Source organism: Variovorax sp. FG153 (assembly GCF_057809595.1).
Genome location: NZ_JBMDKG010000002.1, coordinates 156,794 through 173,583 on the forward strand (window position 1 = coordinate 156,794; position 16,790 = coordinate 173,583).

Annotated in this window: 16 protein-coding genes; 1 reads left to right on the forward strand and 15 read right to left on the reverse strand. The window is 70.2% G+C overall.

Features of this window, described 5'->3' with window-relative positions; all coding sequences use genetic code 11:
* Nucleotides 1–40: 40 nt before the first annotated feature.
* The 15 genes from ACODT0_RS03785 to ACODT0_RS03855 all read right to left on the reverse strand — a co-directional run bounded on the left by ACODT0_RS03785 (nucleotide 41) and on the right by ACODT0_RS03855 (nucleotide 16,013).
* On the reverse strand, nucleotides 41–1,108 hold the full coding sequence (locus ACODT0_RS03785; protein WP_489040616.1) for a branched-chain amino acid ABC transporter substrate-binding protein: 1,068 nt from the start codon (nucleotides 1,106–1,108) through the stop codon (nucleotides 41–43).
* A 189-nt stretch (nucleotides 1,109–1,297) separates the two neighbouring features.
* Nucleotides 1,298–2,446, reverse strand: coding sequence for an acyl-CoA dehydrogenase family protein (locus ACODT0_RS03790; protein WP_489040617.1), 1,149 nt, complete (start codon nucleotides 2,444–2,446; stop codon nucleotides 1,298–1,300).
* 48 nt (nucleotides 2,447–2,494) lie between these two features.
* A complete protein-coding gene (locus tag ACODT0_RS03795; RefSeq protein ID WP_413764069.1) occupies nucleotides 2,495–4,054 on the reverse strand; it encodes a long-chain-fatty-acid--CoA ligase in 1,560 nt (519 codons plus the stop codon).
* Nucleotides 4,055–4,104: 50 nt separating this feature from the next.
* On the reverse strand, nucleotides 4,105–5,217 hold the full coding sequence (locus ACODT0_RS03800; protein ID WP_057598115.1) for a CaiB/BaiF CoA transferase family protein: 1,113 nt from the start codon (nucleotides 5,215–5,217) through the stop codon (nucleotides 4,105–4,107).
* A gap of 130 nt (nucleotides 5,218–5,347) precedes the next feature.
* Nucleotides 5,348–5,926, reverse strand: coding sequence for a DNA-3-methyladenine glycosylase I (locus ACODT0_RS03805; protein ID WP_489040618.1), 579 nt, complete (start codon nucleotides 5,924–5,926; stop codon nucleotides 5,348–5,350).
* Between the two features lie 25 nt (nucleotides 5,927–5,951).
* A complete protein-coding gene (locus ACODT0_RS03810) occupies nucleotides 5,952–7,388 on the reverse strand; it encodes an amidase (protein ID WP_489040619.1) in 1,437 nt (478 codons plus the stop codon).
* A 16-nt stretch (nucleotides 7,389–7,404) separates the two neighbouring features.
* Nucleotides 7,405–8,394: a Bug family tripartite tricarboxylate transporter substrate binding protein gene (locus tag ACODT0_RS03815; protein ID WP_489040620.1), complete on the reverse strand. Its 990-nt coding sequence runs from the start codon at nucleotides 8,392–8,394 to the stop codon at nucleotides 7,405–7,407.
* A 32-nt stretch (nucleotides 8,395–8,426) separates the two neighbouring features.
* On the reverse strand, nucleotides 8,427–9,803 hold the full coding sequence (locus tag ACODT0_RS03820; protein ID WP_489040621.1) for an amidase: 1,377 nt from the start codon (nucleotides 9,801–9,803) through the stop codon (nucleotides 8,427–8,429).
* Between the two features lie 22 nt (nucleotides 9,804–9,825).
* Nucleotides 9,826–10,587, reverse strand: coding sequence for an SDR family NAD(P)-dependent oxidoreductase (locus ACODT0_RS03825; RefSeq protein WP_203205106.1), 762 nt, complete (start codon nucleotides 10,585–10,587; stop codon nucleotides 9,826–9,828).
* A 10-nt stretch (nucleotides 10,588–10,597) separates the two neighbouring features.
* Nucleotides 10,598–11,368, reverse strand: coding sequence for an SDR family NAD(P)-dependent oxidoreductase (locus tag ACODT0_RS03830; protein WP_422097669.1), 771 nt, complete (start codon nucleotides 11,366–11,368; stop codon nucleotides 10,598–10,600).
* Nucleotides 11,365–12,189, reverse strand: a complete 825-nt coding sequence (locus tag ACODT0_RS03835; protein WP_422097670.1) for a polysaccharide deacetylase family protein — start codon at nucleotides 12,187–12,189, stop codon at nucleotides 11,365–11,367. Before ACODT0_RS03835 ends, ACODT0_RS03830 begins: the two co-directional genes overlap by 4 nt.
* A 33-nt stretch (nucleotides 12,190–12,222) precedes the next feature.
* Entirely contained in the window at nucleotides 12,223–13,023 is an 801-nt protein-coding gene (locus ACODT0_RS03840; RefSeq protein WP_296778607.1) for an ABC transporter permease, read from the reverse strand.
* Nucleotides 13,020–13,871, reverse strand: coding sequence for an ABC transporter permease (locus ACODT0_RS03845; protein ID WP_489040622.1), 852 nt, complete (start codon nucleotides 13,869–13,871; stop codon nucleotides 13,020–13,022). The genes ACODT0_RS03840 and ACODT0_RS03845 overlap by 4 nt, the downstream gene beginning before the upstream one ends.
* Nucleotides 13,868–14,953, reverse strand: a complete 1,086-nt coding sequence (locus tag ACODT0_RS03850; protein ID WP_489040623.1) for an ABC transporter ATP-binding protein — start codon at nucleotides 14,951–14,953, stop codon at nucleotides 13,868–13,870. Before ACODT0_RS03850 ends, ACODT0_RS03845 begins: the two co-directional genes overlap by 4 nt.
* A gap of 34 nt (nucleotides 14,954–14,987) precedes the next feature.
* Nucleotides 14,988–16,013: an ABC transporter substrate-binding protein gene (locus ACODT0_RS03855; protein ID WP_057589636.1), complete on the reverse strand. Its 1,026-nt coding sequence runs from the start codon at nucleotides 16,011–16,013 to the stop codon at nucleotides 14,988–14,990.
* A 170-nt stretch (nucleotides 16,014–16,183) separates the two neighbouring features.
* Here ACODT0_RS03855 and ACODT0_RS03860 point away from each other — a divergent pair, with 170 nt between their 5' ends.
* Nucleotides 16,184–16,786, forward strand: a complete 603-nt coding sequence (locus tag ACODT0_RS03860) for a MarR family winged helix-turn-helix transcriptional regulator (protein WP_489040624.1) — start codon at nucleotides 16,184–16,186, stop codon at nucleotides 16,784–16,786.
* Nucleotides 16,787–16,790: the final 4 nt, after the last annotated feature.

Sequence of the window (16,790 nt, forward strand, 5' to 3'; positions counted from 1 at the left end):
CCATCACGAAGCACCCCCGCCCCGCAGCCGCCATCCATCGTCAGCGCAGCACCGCCACCCTGACGCGGCGCATGCCGTTGTAGGAATAGAGAATGATCGGCCCGTCGCGCAGGTCGCCCCGGTCATCGAAGGAGATTTCGCCCGTCACGCCAGTGAACGAGATCGCCTTGAGCTCCGGAAGGTACTTGGCCGGCTCGATCGAGCCCGCGTTGCGCATGGCCCGCGCCATCACCTGCACGGCATCGTAGACATGGGGTGAGAAGAGCTGAACCGGCGTGCCGAAACGCTGCGTTAACCGGTCCATGAACGCGCGCAGGGCCGGCTGGTATTTCTCCTCGGTGCCACCGGTTTCGGCGCACAGCACGGTGCTCCGCATCGCCTTGGCGCCGGCGAGCCGTGGCAATTCACCGGTACAGATGCCGTCGCTACCCATGAAGACAGGATTCAGGCCGGCTCCGTGAATCTGGCGCAACAATGGACCGGCAACCGTGTCCATGCCGCTATAGAAGACCAGATCGGGCTTCGAGGCGCGCAGCTTCGCGACCAGATCGCCAAGCTCCTCGCCGTCGTCCATCACCTGATCGCGGCGCAACACCGTGCCACCGGCCTGCAGCACGCCGGCCTCGAAGGCGTCGGCGACGTCGCTGCCGTAGTCCGAGCGGTCGTCGACCACTGCAATCCTCCGGCCCCTGGCCACCTCGACCGCATAGCGGCCCAGCAGTTCGCCGAGCCGATCGTCGTGCGCGATCACCCGGAACGCCGTGGCATAGCCCAGTTGGGTGTAGGGCGGTCTGCTGGCGCTTGGAGAGATCTGGACGATGCCCGCATCGTGGTAGATCTTCGCGGCCGGAATGGTGACGCTCGAAGTCAGATGCCCGACCACCCCGTTCACGCCCGCAGCCACCAGCGACAGTGCCGCGCGGGCGCCCATCTGCAGATCGGCGCCGTCGTCGCGGGCCACGAGTTCGAACCGGGCGCGCTTGGTACCGATGAGGAAACACTGCGCATTCAGGTCCTCGATGGCCAGCACGGCACCGTGCTCGTTGTCACGGCCGAGATGAGCCAGCGCGCCGGTCATCGGCGCGACGTGCCCGATCCTCACGGTCACCGAGCCTCCCGATCCGGGCCCGCAATTCGACGCCGCGGGCGTCTGGGCACCACTCCCCGCACACGCCAGCACGCCGGCGGCAGCCACCACACAGACACGGACCCAACGCTTCCCACCCACTCCCAGCAACATCCTGTTCTCCTCGCGGCCCATGGCCGCCGCGGATTCTAGAAGGCCGGGAGCGCCCGCTCACAACGCCCGCGAGATCACCTCCTTCATGATCTCGTTGGTCCCGCCATAGATCCGCTGCACCCGCGCATCCGCATACATGCGCGCCACCACGTACTCGTTCATGAAGCCGTAGCCGCCGAACAGCTGCAGGCATTCGTCGACCACCCTGCCCTGCGCCTCCGAGCCCCAGAGCTTGGCCATGGAGGCGGTGGCGGTGTCGAGCCTGCCGGCGACGAGGTCCTCGACGCAGCGGTCGATGAAGGCGCGGCCGACCTTGATCTGGGTCGCGATCTCGGCGAGCTTGAACTTGGTGTTCTGGAACTCGGCGATCGGCTTGCCGAAGGCCTTGCGGTCGCGCACGTAGTCGAGCGTGGCCTGGTAGGCGCCCTCCATGGTGGCGAGCGCGCTGACGCCGATGATGGTGCGCTCGTAGGGCAGGTCGCCCATGAGCTGGAAGAAGCCCTGCCCCTCGACGCCGCCGAGCACGGCATCGGCCGCCACGCGCACGTCGTCGAAGAAGAGCTCGGAGGTGTCCTGCGCCTTCATGCCGATCTTGTCGAGCACGCGGCCGACGCGGAAGCCCGCGCAGCCCTCGGTCTCGACGATCAGGATCGAGGTGCCCTTGGCGGCCTGCGCGGGATCGGTCTTGGCCACCACCAGCACCACGCCGGCGAGGAAGCCGTTGGTGATGAAGGTCTTGGAACCGTTGATGACGTAGCCGCCGTCCTTCTTCTCGGCGCGCGTGCGCACGCCCTGCAGGTCGGAGCCGGCGCCGGGCTCGGTCATGGCCACCGCGCCGACCAGTTCGCCGCGCGCCATGCGCGGCAGGTAGTGCTGCTTCTGCGCCTCGGTGCCGTGGTTGAGGAAGTAGTGCGCGACGATGCTGTGCACCGAGGTCGCCATGCCGCTCAGGCCGCGGCGCGCGGCTTCCTCGTAGAACACGGCCTCGTGGCGGAAGTCGCCGCCGGCGCCGCCGTATTCTTCCGGGATGTCGGCGCACAGCAGGCCGAGGGCGCCGGCCTTGCGCCAGATCCCGTGGCCGACGTGGCCGCGCTTGCGCGCCTCCTCGTCGTGCGGAACCATCTCGGCCTCGATGAAGCGCACCACGGTGTCGCGGTAGCGCTCCAGGTCCTCATCGCTCCAGGAGCGGCGGAAATCGATCGTCATGTTCGGCGCGTCCTCGTTCGTCTCTTCGTTGATGTTCTGTGCGCGGCTTCAACCCACGCGGCGCTGCCTGCCGGCCCAGTAGGGATCGCGCAGCTGGAACTTCTGCAGCTTGCCCGCGGCCGACAGCGGCAGCGCATCGCGGAACTCCACGCTGCGCGGGCACTTGTAGCTCGCGATCTGCGCGCGGCAGTGCGCGATCACGGCCTCGGCCTCGAGCGCCATGCCCTCGCGCCGCACGATCACGGCATGCACGCGTTCGCCCCACTTATCGTCGGGCACGCCGATCACGGCCGACATCAGCACCTGCGGCAATTGCGCGATGGCATTCTCGACCTCGGCCGAGTAGACGTTCTCGCCGCCGCTCACGATCATGTCCTTCATGCGGTCGACCACGAAGACGAAACCCTGCGCGTCCATGTAGCCGCCGTCGCCGGTGTGCATCCAGCCGCCGCGCAGCGCGGCCTCGGTCTCGGCCGGCTTGTTCCAGTAGCCTTGCATCACCATCGGCCCGCGCGCGACGATCTCGCCGACCTGGCCCGCGGGCAGCTCGCGGTCCTCGCCGTCGACGATGCGCACCTCGGCGATGGCGATCGGCGTGCCGGCCGAACGCAGCAGGCGGTCGCGGTCGGGGCCCGGCAGATGGCAGCGCGGCGGCAGCGCCGTGACCACGGGCGACAGCTCGGTCATGCCGTAGACCTGCGCGAAGGCGGTGGCCGGCAGCGCGCGCATGGCCTGGTCGAGCAGCGCGGCATCGATGGGTGCGGCGCCGTAGAACAGCAGCTTCAGCCGCGACAGGTCGAACTCGCCGAAGCGCGGGTGCTCGATCACGCGCTTGATCATGGTCGGCACCAGGAACATCTCGGTGACGCGCGCCTGCTGCAAGGTATCGAGCACCGCGAGCTCGTCGAACATCGGCACCACGTGCATGGGCACCAGCCGCAGCATGTTCTGGATCGCGATGCCGCAGCCGGCGACATGGAACATCGGCGCGGCGACGATCGAGACCGCCTCGTGCCCATCGCGCGGCAGGGCCGCGACGGTGGCCAGCGCATTGATGCAGAGGCTGCCGTGGCTCAGCATCACGCCCTTGGGCCGGCCGGTGGTGCCGCCGGTGTACATCACGGCCGCGAGCTCGTCGCCGGTGTGCGGCGCGTCGTCGATGGCCGCGGTGCCGGCCAGCAGCGCCTCGTAGCCGACCATGCCCTCGGGCACCTCGCGCTCGCCGCAATAGACCACGGTGCGCAGCGACGTGGAGAGCCGGCGCAGCTCGCCGACCAGCGGCGCGAACAGGTCGTCCACCAGCAGGATGCGGGTGTCGCAGTCGTCGAGCGAGTAGGCGACCTCCTTCGGATTCCAGCGGATGTTGACGGGGTTGACGACGCCGCCGCCCCACCAGGTGCCGAAGAAGTATTCGACGAAGCGGTGCGAGTTGAGGCTCATCATGCCCACGCGGTCGCCGCGCGCCATGCCGAGCTGCTGGAGCGCGGCGCCGAGCCGCGCGACGCGGTCGGTGAATTCGCCGAAGCCGAGGCGGTGCGCGCCGCTGACGATGGCGGTGGCCTCGCCCTTCTCGCGGCGGCCCTTGTGAAGGGACTGGGTCAGGTACATGGGAGCCTCCTCTGTCTTGCCGATGCCGATGCGCGCCCGCGGGGCCGTGCTCAGGCCGCGCGCAGCGATGGCGCGCTGTCCTCGCCCGCGCCCCAGCGCCGCAGCAGCGCCGCGCCTTCCTCGCGCGGCTCGCCCGAGAGCGCGGGCGGCACGCTGCGGCTGAAGCGCGGCGCGGGCGCGGGCTGCACCACGCCGTCGACCTCGACGAAGGTGCCGCGCGCCACGTTGTGCGGATGCGCGGGCGCCTCGTCCCAGTCGAGCACCGGCGCGAAGCAGGCGTCGCTGCCCTCGAGCAACGCGCACCATTCGTCGCGCGTGCGGGTGCGGAAAACGTCGGCCAGGCGCAGCTTGAGCAGCGGCCAGCGCGCGGCGTCCATCTGGGCATCGAAGGCCGGGTCGTCGGCGATGCCGCAGCGCTCGCGCAGCAGCGCATAGAACTGCGGCTCGATGGCGCCGATGGCCACGTAGCGGCCGTCGGCGCAGGCATAGGTGTCGTAGAAGTGGGCGCCGCCGTCGATCAGGTTCTCGCCGCGCTGGTTGCTCCACCGGCCGCCCGCCTTGAGGCCGTACATCATGGCCGACATCAGCGCGGCGCCGTCGGTCATGGCGGCATCGACCACCTGGCCCTGGCCCGAGGCCTTGGCCTCGTGCAGTGCCGCGAGGATGCCGAAGGCCAGGAACATGGCGCCGCCGCCGAAGTCGCCGACGTAGTTGAGCGGCGGCACCGGCGGCTCGCCCGCGCGGCCGACCGCGTGCAGCGCGCCGCTCAGCGCGATGTAGTTGATGTCGTGGCCGGCCGCCTGCGCCAGCGGGCCGTGCTGGCCCCAGCCGGTCATGCGGCCGTAGACCAGGCGCGGATTGAGCGCGAGGCAGTCGACCGGACCCAGGCCCAGGCGCTCCATCACGCCGGGGCGGAAGCCCTCGATCAGCACGTCGGCGCGCGCGATGGCGTCGCGCACGGTGGCGGCCGCGCCCTCGGCGCGCAGGTCGATCTGCAGCAGGCTGCGGCCGCGCGCGAGGATGTCGTGGGGGTTGCGCGGCGTGCCGGGCCGTTCGATGCGCAGCACCTCGGCGCCCATGTCGGCGAACAGCATCGCGCAGAAGGGACCGGGGCCGAGGCCGGCCATCTCGACCACGCGCAATCCTTGCAATGGGCCCGGCATCGTCCGTCTCCTTGGCCGCGGGCGGCCTTGTCTGTGTGGAGGACGATCTTGTCGCGGCCCGGTGGCTGCCGCATCGTCGGAAGAGACGAAAGAGCGACGAGAAAGGCGCGCCGGCCCCGGCGCGCGGCGTTCAGCTCGCCTTGGCTGCCTTCGCGACCTGCGCGCGCCGGAAGCAGGCCGCGTCGTGGTCGTTGACGATGCCCACCGCCTGCAGCCAGGCATAGACGATGGTCGGGCCGACGAACTTGAAGCCGCGCTTCTTCAGCTCCTTCGACACGCGCTCGGACAGCTCGGACGACACGGTGCGCGTCTTGCCGTCGTTCTCGATCACCTTGCCGCCGGTGAAGGACCAGCAGAAGTCGGTGAAGCTCTCGCCGCGCGCTGCCATCTCGTTGTAGATCTGGGCGCCGCGAATGGTGGCCTCGATCTTGGCGCGCGCGCGGATGATGCCGGGGTTGCCCATCAGCCGCTCGATGTCCTTCTCGTCGAAGCGCGCGACCTTCCTGGGATCGAAGCCCGCGAAGGCCTCGCGGAAGGTGTCGCGCTTGCGCAGCACGGTGATCCAGGCCAGGCCGGCCTGGAAGCCCTCGAGCATCAGCGTCTCCCAGAGCATGCGCGGATTGCGCTCGGGCACGCCCCATTCGGCGTCGTGGTAGGCGCTCATCAGGGCATCGCCCTCGGCCCAGCTGCAGCGGGTGTGTTGCTTCATGCGCCGATGATATCGGCGGCTCCCTTCAAGCGAGTTCGGGCCGCCGCGCCGCGAATCCCGTGGCCGCCTCGAACGCGGCCGACGCGCCCAGCAGCGCCGCGTCGTCCTGGAAGCGGCCCACGAGCTGCAGGCCCAGCGGCATGCCGTCGCCGCCGAAACCGCTCGGCAGGCTGATGGCCGGATGCCCGGTCATGTTGAAGGGCATGGTCCACGGATACCAGTGCGCGCGCACGTTCTCGTAGGGCTGGCCGTCGATGTCGAGCGGCGCGAACAGGTCCTGCTCGAGCGCCACCGCGGAGCGCGTGAGCGTGGGCATGGCAAGCAGGTCGGCGCGCTCGAACAGCGCCTGCACGCGCTTGAACAGCTGTGAGCGCGCGAACATCGCCTCCTGGTATTCGACGCCGCTCACGCCGGCCGCCGATTCGACCTGGCGCCGGAAGGTCTCGCTGAAGCTGTCGGGATGCCGCTCGACCAGCGGACCGAAGCGCGCGCGCCACACCGTGTGGTTGATCGCGCGCCAGATCGGCTCGACCTCGAAGCCTGCGCCGTCGAAGTATTCGATGCTTGCACCCAGATCCTTCAGCGTGCGCAGCGCGGCCTCGAAGTTGCGCGCCACGTCGGCCGACACCGGCCGGCCCGGCGGCGCGGCGCAGCACAGCACGCGGCGGCCGCGCAGGTCGCCGGAGCTGGCGGCGGCCGCCACGTAGTCGTGCGAACGCAGGCCGATCGACCAGGGATCGACCGGCGACGGCCCGGCCATCGCCTGCAGCATCAGCGCGGTGTCGCCCACGGTGCGGGTCATCGGCGTGACGTAGGTCTGGTTGCCGTAGAGGTCCTGCGCCTGGCTGTGCGGGATCACGCCGACCGACTGCTTGATGCCGACCACGCCGTTGCAGGCGGCCGGAATGCGCGTCGAGCCGCCGCCGTCGGTGGCGACCGCCAGCGGCGCGATGCCGGCGGCGACCGCGGCCGCGGCGCCGCCGCTCGAGCCGCCGCAGGTGCGCGCGAGGTTCCACGGATTGCGCGTGCTGCCGAACAGCGGCGAGTTGGTCAGCGGACCCGAGCCGAACTCGGGCGTGGTCGTCTTGCCGATCAGGATCGCACCCTGGGCGCGCAGGCGTGCCACGCTCACGGCGTCTTCGCTCGGCACGTTGTCGCGGTGGATCACGGCGCCGAAGGTGGTGGCCACGCCCTCGGTGTTGACCAGATCCTTGACCGAGAACGGAATGCCATGCAGCGCGCCGAGCGGCCGGCCGGCCGCGATGGCGTCCTCGGCGCGGCGGGCCTCGGCCAATGCGCGTTCGGGCGTCAGGGTGATGAAGCAGTTGAGCGTGGGCTGCAGGCGCTCGGCGCGTGCGAGCACCGCCGTCACCAGCTCGACCGGCGAGAGCTGGCGCGCGCGGATCAGGCCGGCCAGCTCGGTCGCGGGCGTGAAGAAGAGCGAATCGTCGGACATGGACATCGAACCTTCGTACGTGCTATTCGTCGATGACGATGCCGGCCGCCTTGACGATCGGCTCCCAGTTCCTGCGCTCGCGCTGCGCCCGCTGCGCGAGCTCGGCGCGGCCCTCGGCATGGGCGACCAGCCCGGCCGCCTCGAGGCTGCGCGCGAGCTCGGGCTTGGCCGCGGCGGCGAGGAAGCCACGCTCCAGCGCCGACAGCGCGGCGGCCGGCGTGCCCGCGGGCGCATAGACCGCATACCAGCTCGTGGCCGCGACGAACTCGCCGAAGCCCTGTTCCTTGGCCGTGGGCACGTCGGGCAGCGCCGGCAGCCGCTTGTCGCCGCTGAGGCCGAGGAACTTGATCTTGCCGCCCTTGTAGAGCGGCATCATGCTGGCCGCCGCGTCCCAGCCCATCGACAGCTCGCCGCCGACCACGTCGATCAGCATCGGCGAGGCGCCGCGGTAGGCCACGGGCGTGAGCTCGAAGCCCTGTGCCTTGGCGAGCGCGAAGGCGCCCAGGTGGCCCGAGCTGCCGATGGTCGCGAGGCCCAGCGTCGCCTTGCTCGGGTTCTTCTTCGCCCATTCGACGTACTGTTTCATCGAGCTGTAGGGCTGACCGGCGCCGGTGACGACCGCGGTGGGAATCTCGACCAGCAGCGCGACCGGCACCAGGTCCTTGTCGGCGTCGTAGCCCGGCGTCTTGTAGGTCAGCGGCAGGATGGTGAGCAGCGGCGACGGCGCGAGGTAGAGCGTGAGGCCGTCGGGCTTGGCCTTCTTCACCGTGTCCCAGGCCAGGCGCGCCGAGGCGCCGGGCTTGTTGTCGACCACGATGCTGCCGAAGCCCGCGTCCTTGAGCTGCTCGGCATAGAGGCGCGCGACCGTGTCGGCCGCGCCGCCGGCCGCATAGCCGACGACGATGCGCAGGTTGCCGCCCGCGAGGCCCGGCGGCAACTGGGCCTGCGCGGCCGGAAGGAGGCAGGCCGCGAAGGCCGCGACGGCAAGGGATCGGCGGATGAAGGACGGCATGGAAGACCTCGCGGTGAAAGAAAGGGGATCGCTCAACCGAGCGCCTGCTCGACCAGCGCTGCGAGATCGAGCAGATAGTGGTCGTCGTGCCAGCGGCCCACGAGCTGCAGCCCGATCGGCAGCCCGATGGCGCTGCGGCCGCAGGGCATCGACAGCGCGGGATGGCCCGTGAGGTTCATCGGGTAGGTGTAGGGATACCAGGCGCCGCGCACCGTGCCCGCGGGCCGGCCGGCGATCTCGATCTCGGCGCTCACGTCCATGTCGATGGGCAGCGGCGGCGCCGACAGCGTGGGCGACACCAGCACGTCGAAGCGTTCGAACAGCGCCTGCAGCTCGTTGAAGCAGCGGGTCTTGGCGAAGGTGGCCTCGTGCAGGTCGACGGCCGTGTGGCGCCGGCCCTTTTGCACCGCGTCGATCAGCGAGGCATCGAGCCGGTTGCCGAAGCGCTCGAGGTTGGCGCCCACGCGCGCGGCCAGCAGCGACTGCAGCACCACCAGGAAATGCTTCTCGAGCGAGACGAAATCGAGCTGCACGGTCTCGACGCTGGCGCCCTCGCGCGCCATCGCCTGCACGGCCGCGCCCGCGATGGCCTCCACCTCGGGATCGACGCGGTTGCCCGCGCTCGGCAGCCAGGCCACGCGCAGGCCGCGCAGCGACACGGGCGCGGCACGGCGCGGCGACGCGCTGCCCGCGCCCCAGGGATCGCGCGCATCGAAGCCCGCGATGGCCTCGAACAGCAGCCGGGTGTCGGCCACGTCGCGCGCCATCGGACCGGTGAAGGAGTTGGCCGAATAGAGGTCGGGCGCCTGCAGGTGCGGCACCACGCCGAGCGTGGCCTTGAGGCCGACGATGCCGCAGCAGGCCGCGGGAATGCGGATCGAACCGCCGCCGTCGGTGCCCAGCGCCAGCGGTCCCATGCCGGCTGCCACCGCGGCCGCGGCACCGCTGCTCGAGGCGCCGGGTGTGTAGGCCGGATTGATGGGATTGAGCGTGCGGCCGAACAGCGGCGCTGTCGGCACCTGCTTGTGGCCGAACTCGGGCGTCAGGGTCTTGCCGATCAGGATCGCGCCCGCGGCCTTGGCGCGCGCCACGGCCACCGCGTCGTCCTTGGGCACGAAGTCCTCGTGGATCGCCGAGCCCATGGTGGTACGCACGCCGGCCGTCAGTGTCAGGTCCTTGACCGAATAGGGAATGCCATGCAGCGGGCCCAGCGGCTCGCCGGCCATCACGGCTGCCTCGGCGCGGCGCGCGGCGGCCAGCGCCTCGTCGGCGGTCACGGTGATGAAGGCATTGAGCTCGCGGCGCGCCTCGATGCGCGCGAGCGCGGCCTGCACGATCTCCACCGGCGAGGCTTCCTTGCGCCGCACCAGCGCGGCCAGCGCCACGGCGCCGTGGTCCATCAGATCCATGGTCGTTCCTCGAAGTCGGGAGTCAGAGCATCCAGCGGCCGCCGTCGATCAGCAGCGTCTGGCCGGTGATGAAGCGGGCGTCGTCGCCCGCCAGGAAGGCCACGGCCGTGGCCACGTCGCGTGGCGTGCCGATGAAGCCCGCGGGCGTGTCGGCCACGATGCGCGCGAGCACCTCGGGGTTCAGCTGGTCGTGCGCGCGGGTGCGGATCGCACCGGGGCACACGGCATTGACCGTGACGCCATGCGGCGCGAGTTCGCGCGCCAGCGAGCGCGTGAAGCCCACCACGCCCATCTTGGCGGCCGCGTAGTCGGCCAGGCCCACGTCGCCGACGAAGGCCGCGTCGGTGCTCATGTTGACGATGCGGCCGAAACCGCGTGCCTTCATGCCGGGCGCCACGCGGCGCGAGGCGCGCATGGCCGTGAGCAGCGAGACCTCGAGCACGAAGCGCCAGACCTCCTCCCGCGATTCGACGAAGGGCGCGCCGCGTTCGCGCGCGCTCTGGCCGACGTTGTTGAACAGGATGTCGACCGGGCCGAAGGCCGATTCCACGCGGTCGAAGAAGGCCGAGACCACCGCCGCGTCGGTGCAGTCGCCGCTCACGCGCAGGCAGCGCGAGGCCAGGCCGGGCGCGACGCCGTCGCCGGCCAGTTGCGCGTCGAGCGGCGCGCAGTCGAGGTCGAGCACGGCGACGCGCGCGCCCCGCCCCAGGAACTCCATCACCGCGGCGGCGCCGATGCCCTGCCCGCCCCCGGTGACCACCGCCACGCGCCGGTCGAATGTCATCGCGGGCCTTTCAGTGGAAGGTGCGGCCGCCGTCGACGGCGAGCGCGGTGCCGGTGATGTAGCTGGCGCCCGGACCGCTGAGGTAGAGCACGGCCTCGGCCACCTCCTCGGGCGCGGCGATGCGGCCCAGTGCGTAACGCTCGCGGATCTCGGCCAGCGCGCGCTCGGGATCGTCGGCGTTCTCGTAGCTGGTGCGGAACAGCGGTGTATCGATCGCGCCCGGGCAGACGGCGTTGACGCGGATGCCGTCTGCCGCGGTCTCGATGGCGAGCGACTTGCCGAACATGATGACCGCGGCCTTGCTCGCGCAGTAGGCGGTGCGGTTGGGCAGCGGCCGCAGGCCGGCGCCCGAGGCGATGTTGACGATGCTGCCGCCACCGGCTGCACGCAGGTGCGGCAGCGCGGCGCGGCACACCAGCATCGGCCCGGTGAGGTTGACGGCCAGCACGCGCGCCCATTCCTCGTCGCTGGTGGCCTCGAGCGATTTCAGCGCATCGATGCCGGCCGAGTTGACCAGCGCGTCGACACCGCCCAGCCATTGCGCGGCGCGGTCCACCGCGGTGCGCACGGCCGATGCGTCGCTCACGTCGCATTCGAGCGCCAGCGCCGCATCGCCGAGCAGGCGCACGGCTTCGGCGAGCGCGGCCATGTCGCGGTCGAGCAGCGCCACGCGCGCGCCGCGCGCCACCGCCATCCGCGCGACCGCGAGGCCGATGCCGCTGGCACCGCCGCTCACGATCAGCCGGCGCGGTGCCGCCGGATTGGCAGCGACGGCATTCATGCGGCCACCGCGGCCCGCAGGCGCGGGCGCATGTTGTCGGAGATGCGGTCGCAGCGGTCGATCCACACGTCGGAATGCGCGAGCGCATGCTCGATCAGGCCCTCGAGCACCTTGAGCCGCGAGGGCTGGCCGATGATCTGCGGGTGCATGCCGACCATCATCATGCGGTCCTCGGCATGCAGCACGTCGAACTCGCTCTTCCAGGCCTCGAGCACGGCCGAGGGTGCCTGCAAGGTGCGGCCCGGCAGCGTGATCGAATACTGGAAGAAGGGCGCGTCGTCGAGCACCCAGCGGAACGGCAGCTCGACGATGTCGGTGCGCTGGCCGCCGATCTCGAGCAGGTAGGGCGAGTCGTCGTCGAAGAAGTTCGAGGAGTAGTCGAAGCCGTACTCCTTGATGAGGTCGAGCGTGATGGCGCTGAACTCGGCCGCGGGCGAACGCCAGCCGCGCGGGCGGGCGCCGGTCAGGCGGGTCAGCACCTCGAGACCCTTCTCCATCTCCTCGCGCTCCTCCTCGGGCGTGAGGCCGACGATCCAGCGGTGGCTGTAGCTGTGGTGCGCCACCTCGTGGCCGCGGTCGATCACCTCGCGCATCAGCTCGGGATGCTTCTCGGCCACCTCGCCCGGCACGAAGAAGGTCGAGTGGATGCCGTAGCGCTCCAGCAGCTTGAGGATGCGCGGCATGCCGACCTTCCAGCCGTAGGCGCCCTGCGACATCAGGATCGGCCGCTGCGCGTTGGCGGGATCGCGGCCGGTCCACATGGTCTCGGCGTCGAGGTCGAAGGTCAGCATGAGCGGGAAGCCTTTGCTCGTGGTGGGCATCGCGAAGTCCTGGGGAAGAAGAGGAAGAAGGGTCTAGACGTGCTTGTGGAAGCCGGTCCAGCGCTCGGCCAGCAGCAGCACGATGCCGGTGGCCACGATCAGCAGGGTGGAGACAGCGGCGACGCTGGGGTCCACGCCCTGCTCCACCGAAGTGAAGATCTTCACGGGCAGGGTGGTCTGGCTCGCCGAGAGCAGGAACACCGACACCGGCACGTTGTCGAGCGAGGTGATGAAGGCGAACAGGCCACCGGCCACGAGGCCGGGCTTGACCAGCGGCAGCGTGACGAGCCGGAAGCTCGTGAAGCCGTCGGCGCCGAGCACGCGCGCCGCGTCTTCGAGCGACTCGTCGACCGCCGCCAGGCTGCCGAGGCTGGCGCGCACCACGTAGGGCACGGTGATGACCACGTGCGCGAGCCACAGGCCCAGCGAGTTGCCGCGCAGGCCGGTCATCGTGTAGTACTGCAAGAGCGCCACGCCGAGCACCACCGAGGGCAGCACCAGCGGCGCCATGAACAGCGATGTCAGCGCGGCCGCGCCCGGCACCATGCGGCGGTGGATCGCATAGGCGGCGATCAGGCCCAGCACCAGCGCGGCGGCGGTCGAGGCGGCGGCGAGCCAGAGGCTGGTCCAGGCGGCCGAGAGGTATTCGGGATCGCGCAGCACCACCTCGAACCAGTGCAGGGTTAGGCCCTTGGGCGGAATCGTGAGGTAGGCGGTCTTGCTGAAGGCCGCGAGCACCACCACCAGCACCGGGATCTGCAGGAATACGACCACCGCGATGGCGGTGGCGGCGAGGCCCAGGCCCTGGCGCTGCGTTTCGGTCGAGGTGCTCATGCCTGGCCTCCCCAGCGCTTGAGCAGCCGGCTCGACAGCGCGATCACGGCCAGCGTGAGCGCGGTCAGCACGAAGGACATGGCGGCACCGGCCGGCCAGTCGAGCGTCTGCAGGAAGTCGTCGTAGATCAGCGTGGCCATGACCTTGTAGGTGGCACCGCCGAGCATGCGCGGCGTGACCAACGCGCTGATGGTGAGCACGAACACCAGGATCGAGCCCGAGAGGATGCCGGGCGCGCTCATCGGCAGCGTGATCGACCAGAACACGCGCAGCCGGCTCGCGGCCAGGGTGTAGGCAGCCGACTGCACGTCCTTCGGAATCGCCTGGATCGCGGGCACCAGCATCAGCACCATGAAGGGCAGGAAGATGTGCGACATGCCGACCAGCAAGCCGAACAGGTTGAACATCATGCGGATCGGGCGCTCGATCAGGCCGATGTCGATCAGCAGGTTGTTGATGAGGCCGCGGTTGGCCAGCAGCGCGATCCAGCCGAAGGAGCGCACCACGAGGTCGAGCAGCATCGGGAAGATCACGAGCATGGTCAGCGCGAGCCGCATGCGCGGGCCCGCGTTGGCGATGTAGTAGGCCAGCGGATAGCCGAGCACGAGGCAGATCGCGGTGACGCCGAAGCCCAGCACCAGCGTGCGCAGCACCACCTCACGGTAGTACTCGTCGGTGAGGATGCTGGTGTAGTTGGCCAGCGTCCAGCCGCTGGCGATGCCGCTGCCGGGCACGTAGGGATGCAGGCTCAGCGGCACCATCAGCAGCACCGGCGCGACGAAGGCCAGCAGCAGCACCAGCAGCAGGGGCGAGGCCAGCAAGGCGCCGGCGGTGTGGCGCGATCTCATGCCGCGGCGTTCACGTAGACATGGCGCGGATCGATCGCCACACCGACCGGCGCGCCGACCTCGAGGCCGGCATGCGGGCCGTTGGTGGCGGCCTCGGCGATCAGCTCGATGCCGCCGAGGGCCAGCAGGTACTGCACGCGCGAGCCGACGAAGGAACGCATCGCGACGCGGGCTTCGTAGCGCGGCAGGTTCGCGGCGTCGGAGAGGTCTTGCGCGCCGAGAAAGCGGATGTCCTCCTGGCGCACGACCACGTCGACCGCGGCGCCATCGGCAATGCCTTCGGCCTGGGCCACGGCGAGCACCGGGCCGTCGCGCAGTTGCACCGTAGCGCCCCCCGCTCCGACGCGCGCGAGCTTCCCGCCGAGCCGGTTGGGCCGGCCCATGAAGCTCGCGACGAAGCCCGTGGCCGGGCGGTGGTAGATGGCCTCGGGCGTGTCGAACTGCTGCACCACGCCATGGGCCAGCACGCAGACCCGGTCGGACATCGACATGGCCTCGCCCTGGTCGTGCGTGACGAACAGCGTGGTGATGCCGACCTCGCGCTGCAGCCGCTTGAGTTCGATCTGCATCTCGTCGCGCAGCGCGGCATCGAGGTTGGACAGCGGCTCGTCGAACAGCAGGATGCTCGGGCGCGGCGCGATCGAGCGCGCCACCGCCACGCGCTGCTGCTGGCCGCCCGAGAGCTGGCGCGGCAGCCGGTCGCCCAGCGCCGAGAGGCGCACGCTGGCCAGCGCCTGCTCGACGCGGCGCGTGAGTTCCGCGCCCTGCACGCCCTGGCGACGCAGGCCGAAGGCGACGTTCTCGAACACGCTCATGTGCGGGAACAGCGCATAGGACTGGAACACCAGGCCGATGTTGCGCTTGTTGGTGGGCAGCGCGGTGACGTCGCGGCCGTCGATCAGGATGCGGCCGCCCGTGGGCTCGATCAGGCCCGCCACCATGCGCAGCACCGTGGTCTTGCCGCAGCCCGAGGGGCCGAGCAGCGAGATGAATTCGCCGTCGTTGACCGACAGCGAGACCGAGGAAGCGGCGACGTGTCCGGGGTAGCGCTTCTCGAGGCGCTCCAGCGTGAGTGCGGGCATTGGGCGTACGGGATCGTGGGAACGGCGGCGGCGCTCAGCGCGCGACTTCGCGCTGCCAGCGGCGGGTCCACTCGGGCATGGACTTCGCGACCTGCTCGGGATCGGGCAGCCAGAGCTTGTCGAAGGTCTCCTTGTACGGAACGATCTTCGCGGCCTTGTCGCTGAGCTTGACCTGGGTGTTGACCGGGCCCGCGTACTTGCGCTCGGCGAAGCAGGCCTGGCCTTCCTTCGACAGCACCTCGTCGATGTACTTGAGCGCGAGCGCCGGCGACTTCGCGCCCTTGGGGATCACCAGCGCGGGCAGGATGCCGACCGCGCCTTCCTTCGGATAGACGATCGCGAGCGGCAGGCCCTTGTCGATGGCCGAGCCCGCGCGGTCGGGGTACCAGACGGCGGCGGCGATCTCCTGGCGCTCGAACAGCGAGACGATCTGGTCGGCCTGCGTGTAGAGCGTGACCGAGGCCTTGGCGATCGGCTTCACGGCCGCGAAGCCGGCGTCCATGTTGCTCAGCTCGCCGCCCTTCATGCGGTTGAGCGCCATCAGGAACTGCGAGCCCGAGGTGCCGCTGATGTCGCCGATGGCGAGGCGGCCGTCGTATTCGGGTTTGGCGAGATCGGCCCAGGAGGTGGGCGGGGTCTTGATCTGCCTGGTGTCGTAGACGATGACGGTAGCGCCCGTCATGAACACCACGTACTGGCCGTCCTTGTCGAGCGCGCGCGGCGAGATGTCGGCGGCGTTCGCGAGCCTGGACTTGTCGATGGTCTCGAGCAGCTTCTCGTTCTTGAGCTGCGCCGCGAGCGAGTTGTCGATGTAGACCACGTCGAAATCGGACTTGCCGCCGGTCGCGCGGATGGCCGCGGCGAACTGCGAGGAGCTGCCGAGCTTGAGCGCCACCTTGGCGCCGGTCTTCTTCTCGAACGAAGAGATATGGCAGGTCTTCGAGTCGTCGGCGAAGGAGCCGCCGAAGATGCCGACCACCAGCTCCTCGGCGTGCAGCGCACCCGACATCAGCAAGGAGGCAAAGCCCAGGGACAGGCAACGTGCGAGCGCGGTTTTCATGGAAGCGACTCCTGTGAGAGCGAAGGCTGGAGGGGATCGAAGCGCGATGCGATTCACTTTATCTTTTGCAAAAGATAAACGCAAGGCATTTAAGATAGGTACCAACCCGCTGCCGTGCGATGCACCAAGACGCATCGCGCACGCACGCAAATCGCCATCGAAAGGACGCCATGCAGCACAAGAACGATGCGCCGCGACCCCGCGGTACCAAAGCGCCGAAGACGCTCGAGGCTCCCGCGCCGGAAGGCCTGCAACCCGCAACCGGCGGCGACCTCGTCGAGCGCGGCATCCGGCAATGGCGCACCGAGCGGCCCGACATCGACAGCAGCGGCAAGGCGGTGGTCGGCCGGCTGCTGCGGCTCGAGGAGGTGGTGCTGCGCACCATCAACGCGGTGCTGCAGCCCTTCGGCATCAAGTACCAGGAGTACGCGGTGCTCGCGACCTTGCGCGTGGCCGGCGCGCCCTACCGGCTGTCGCCCTCGCGGCTGCAGAGCACGCTGCTGTTCACCTCGGGCGGGCTGTCGAACCTGCTCAAGCGGCTCGAGCAGGAAGGGCTGGTCAAGCGCTCGATCCATCCCGACGACGGCCGCGGCGTGCTGGTGAAGCTCACGGCCAAGGGCATGCGGCTGGCCGACGAGACGATGCCCAAGCACGCCGCCGCCGAGCTGCATCTGCTGCGCATGTTCGACACCGGCCAGCGCGAGGCGCTCGCCGGGCTGCTGAGCCAGATGATGACGGGCAACGCGCCCGAGACCGGCCCCGAGCCGGGCTGAAACC

What these genes read in the sequence shown, in the direction of transcription:
- ACODT0_RS03815 (WP_489040620.1), bottom strand. Translation starts at nt 8,394, where the DNA reads ATGCCGTCCTTCATCCGCCGATCCCTTGCCGTCGCGGCCTTCGCGGCC.
- ACODT0_RS03795 (WP_413764069.1), bottom strand. Translation starts at nt 4,054, where the DNA reads ATGTACCTGACCCAGTCCCTTCACAAGGGCCGCCGCGAGAAGGGCGAG.
- ACODT0_RS03810 (WP_489040619.1), bottom strand. Translation starts at nt 7,388, where the DNA reads ATGTCCATGTCCGACGATTCGCTCTTCTTCACGCCCGCGACCGAGCTG.
- ACODT0_RS03840 (WP_296778607.1), bottom strand. Translation starts at nt 13,023, where the DNA reads ATGAGCACCTCGACCGAAACGCAGCGCCAGGGCCTGGGCCTCGCCGCC.
- ACODT0_RS03800 (WP_057598115.1), bottom strand. Translation starts at nt 5,217, where the DNA reads ATGCCGGGCCCATTGCAAGGATTGCGCGTGGTCGAGATGGCCGGCCTC.
- ACODT0_RS03805 (WP_489040618.1), bottom strand. Translation starts at nt 5,926, where the DNA reads ATGAAGCAACACACCCGCTGCAGCTGGGCCGAGGGCGATGCCCTGATG.
- ACODT0_RS03835 (WP_422097670.1), bottom strand. Translation starts at nt 12,189, where the DNA reads ATGCCCACCACGAGCAAAGGCTTCCCGCTCATGCTGACCTTCGACCTC.
- ACODT0_RS03820 (WP_489040621.1), bottom strand. Translation starts at nt 9,803, where the DNA reads ATGGATCTGATGGACCACGGCGCCGTGGCGCTGGCCGCGCTGGTGCGG.
- ACODT0_RS03845 (WP_489040622.1), bottom strand. Translation starts at nt 13,871, where the DNA reads ATGAGATCGCGCCACACCGCCGGCGCCTTGCTGGCCTCGCCCCTGCTG.
- ACODT0_RS03855 (WP_057589636.1), bottom strand. Translation starts at nt 16,013, where the DNA reads ATGAAAACCGCGCTCGCACGTTGCCTGTCCCTGGGCTTTGCCTCCTTG.
- ACODT0_RS03825 (WP_203205106.1), bottom strand. Translation starts at nt 10,587, where the DNA reads ATGACATTCGACCGGCGCGTGGCGGTGGTCACCGGGGGCGGGCAGGGC.
- ACODT0_RS03860 (WP_489040624.1), top strand. Translation starts at nt 16,184, where the DNA reads ATGCAGCACAAGAACGATGCGCCGCGACCCCGCGGTACCAAAGCGCCG.
- ACODT0_RS03790 (WP_489040617.1), bottom strand. Translation starts at nt 2,446, where the DNA reads ATGACGATCGATTTCCGCCGCTCCTGGAGCGATGAGGACCTGGAGCGC.
- ACODT0_RS03850 (WP_489040623.1), bottom strand. Translation starts at nt 14,953, where the DNA reads ATGCCCGCACTCACGCTGGAGCGCCTCGAGAAGCGCTACCCCGGACAC.
- ACODT0_RS03830 (WP_422097669.1), bottom strand. Translation starts at nt 11,368, where the DNA reads ATGAATGCCGTCGCTGCCAATCCGGCGGCACCGCGCCGGCTGATCGTG.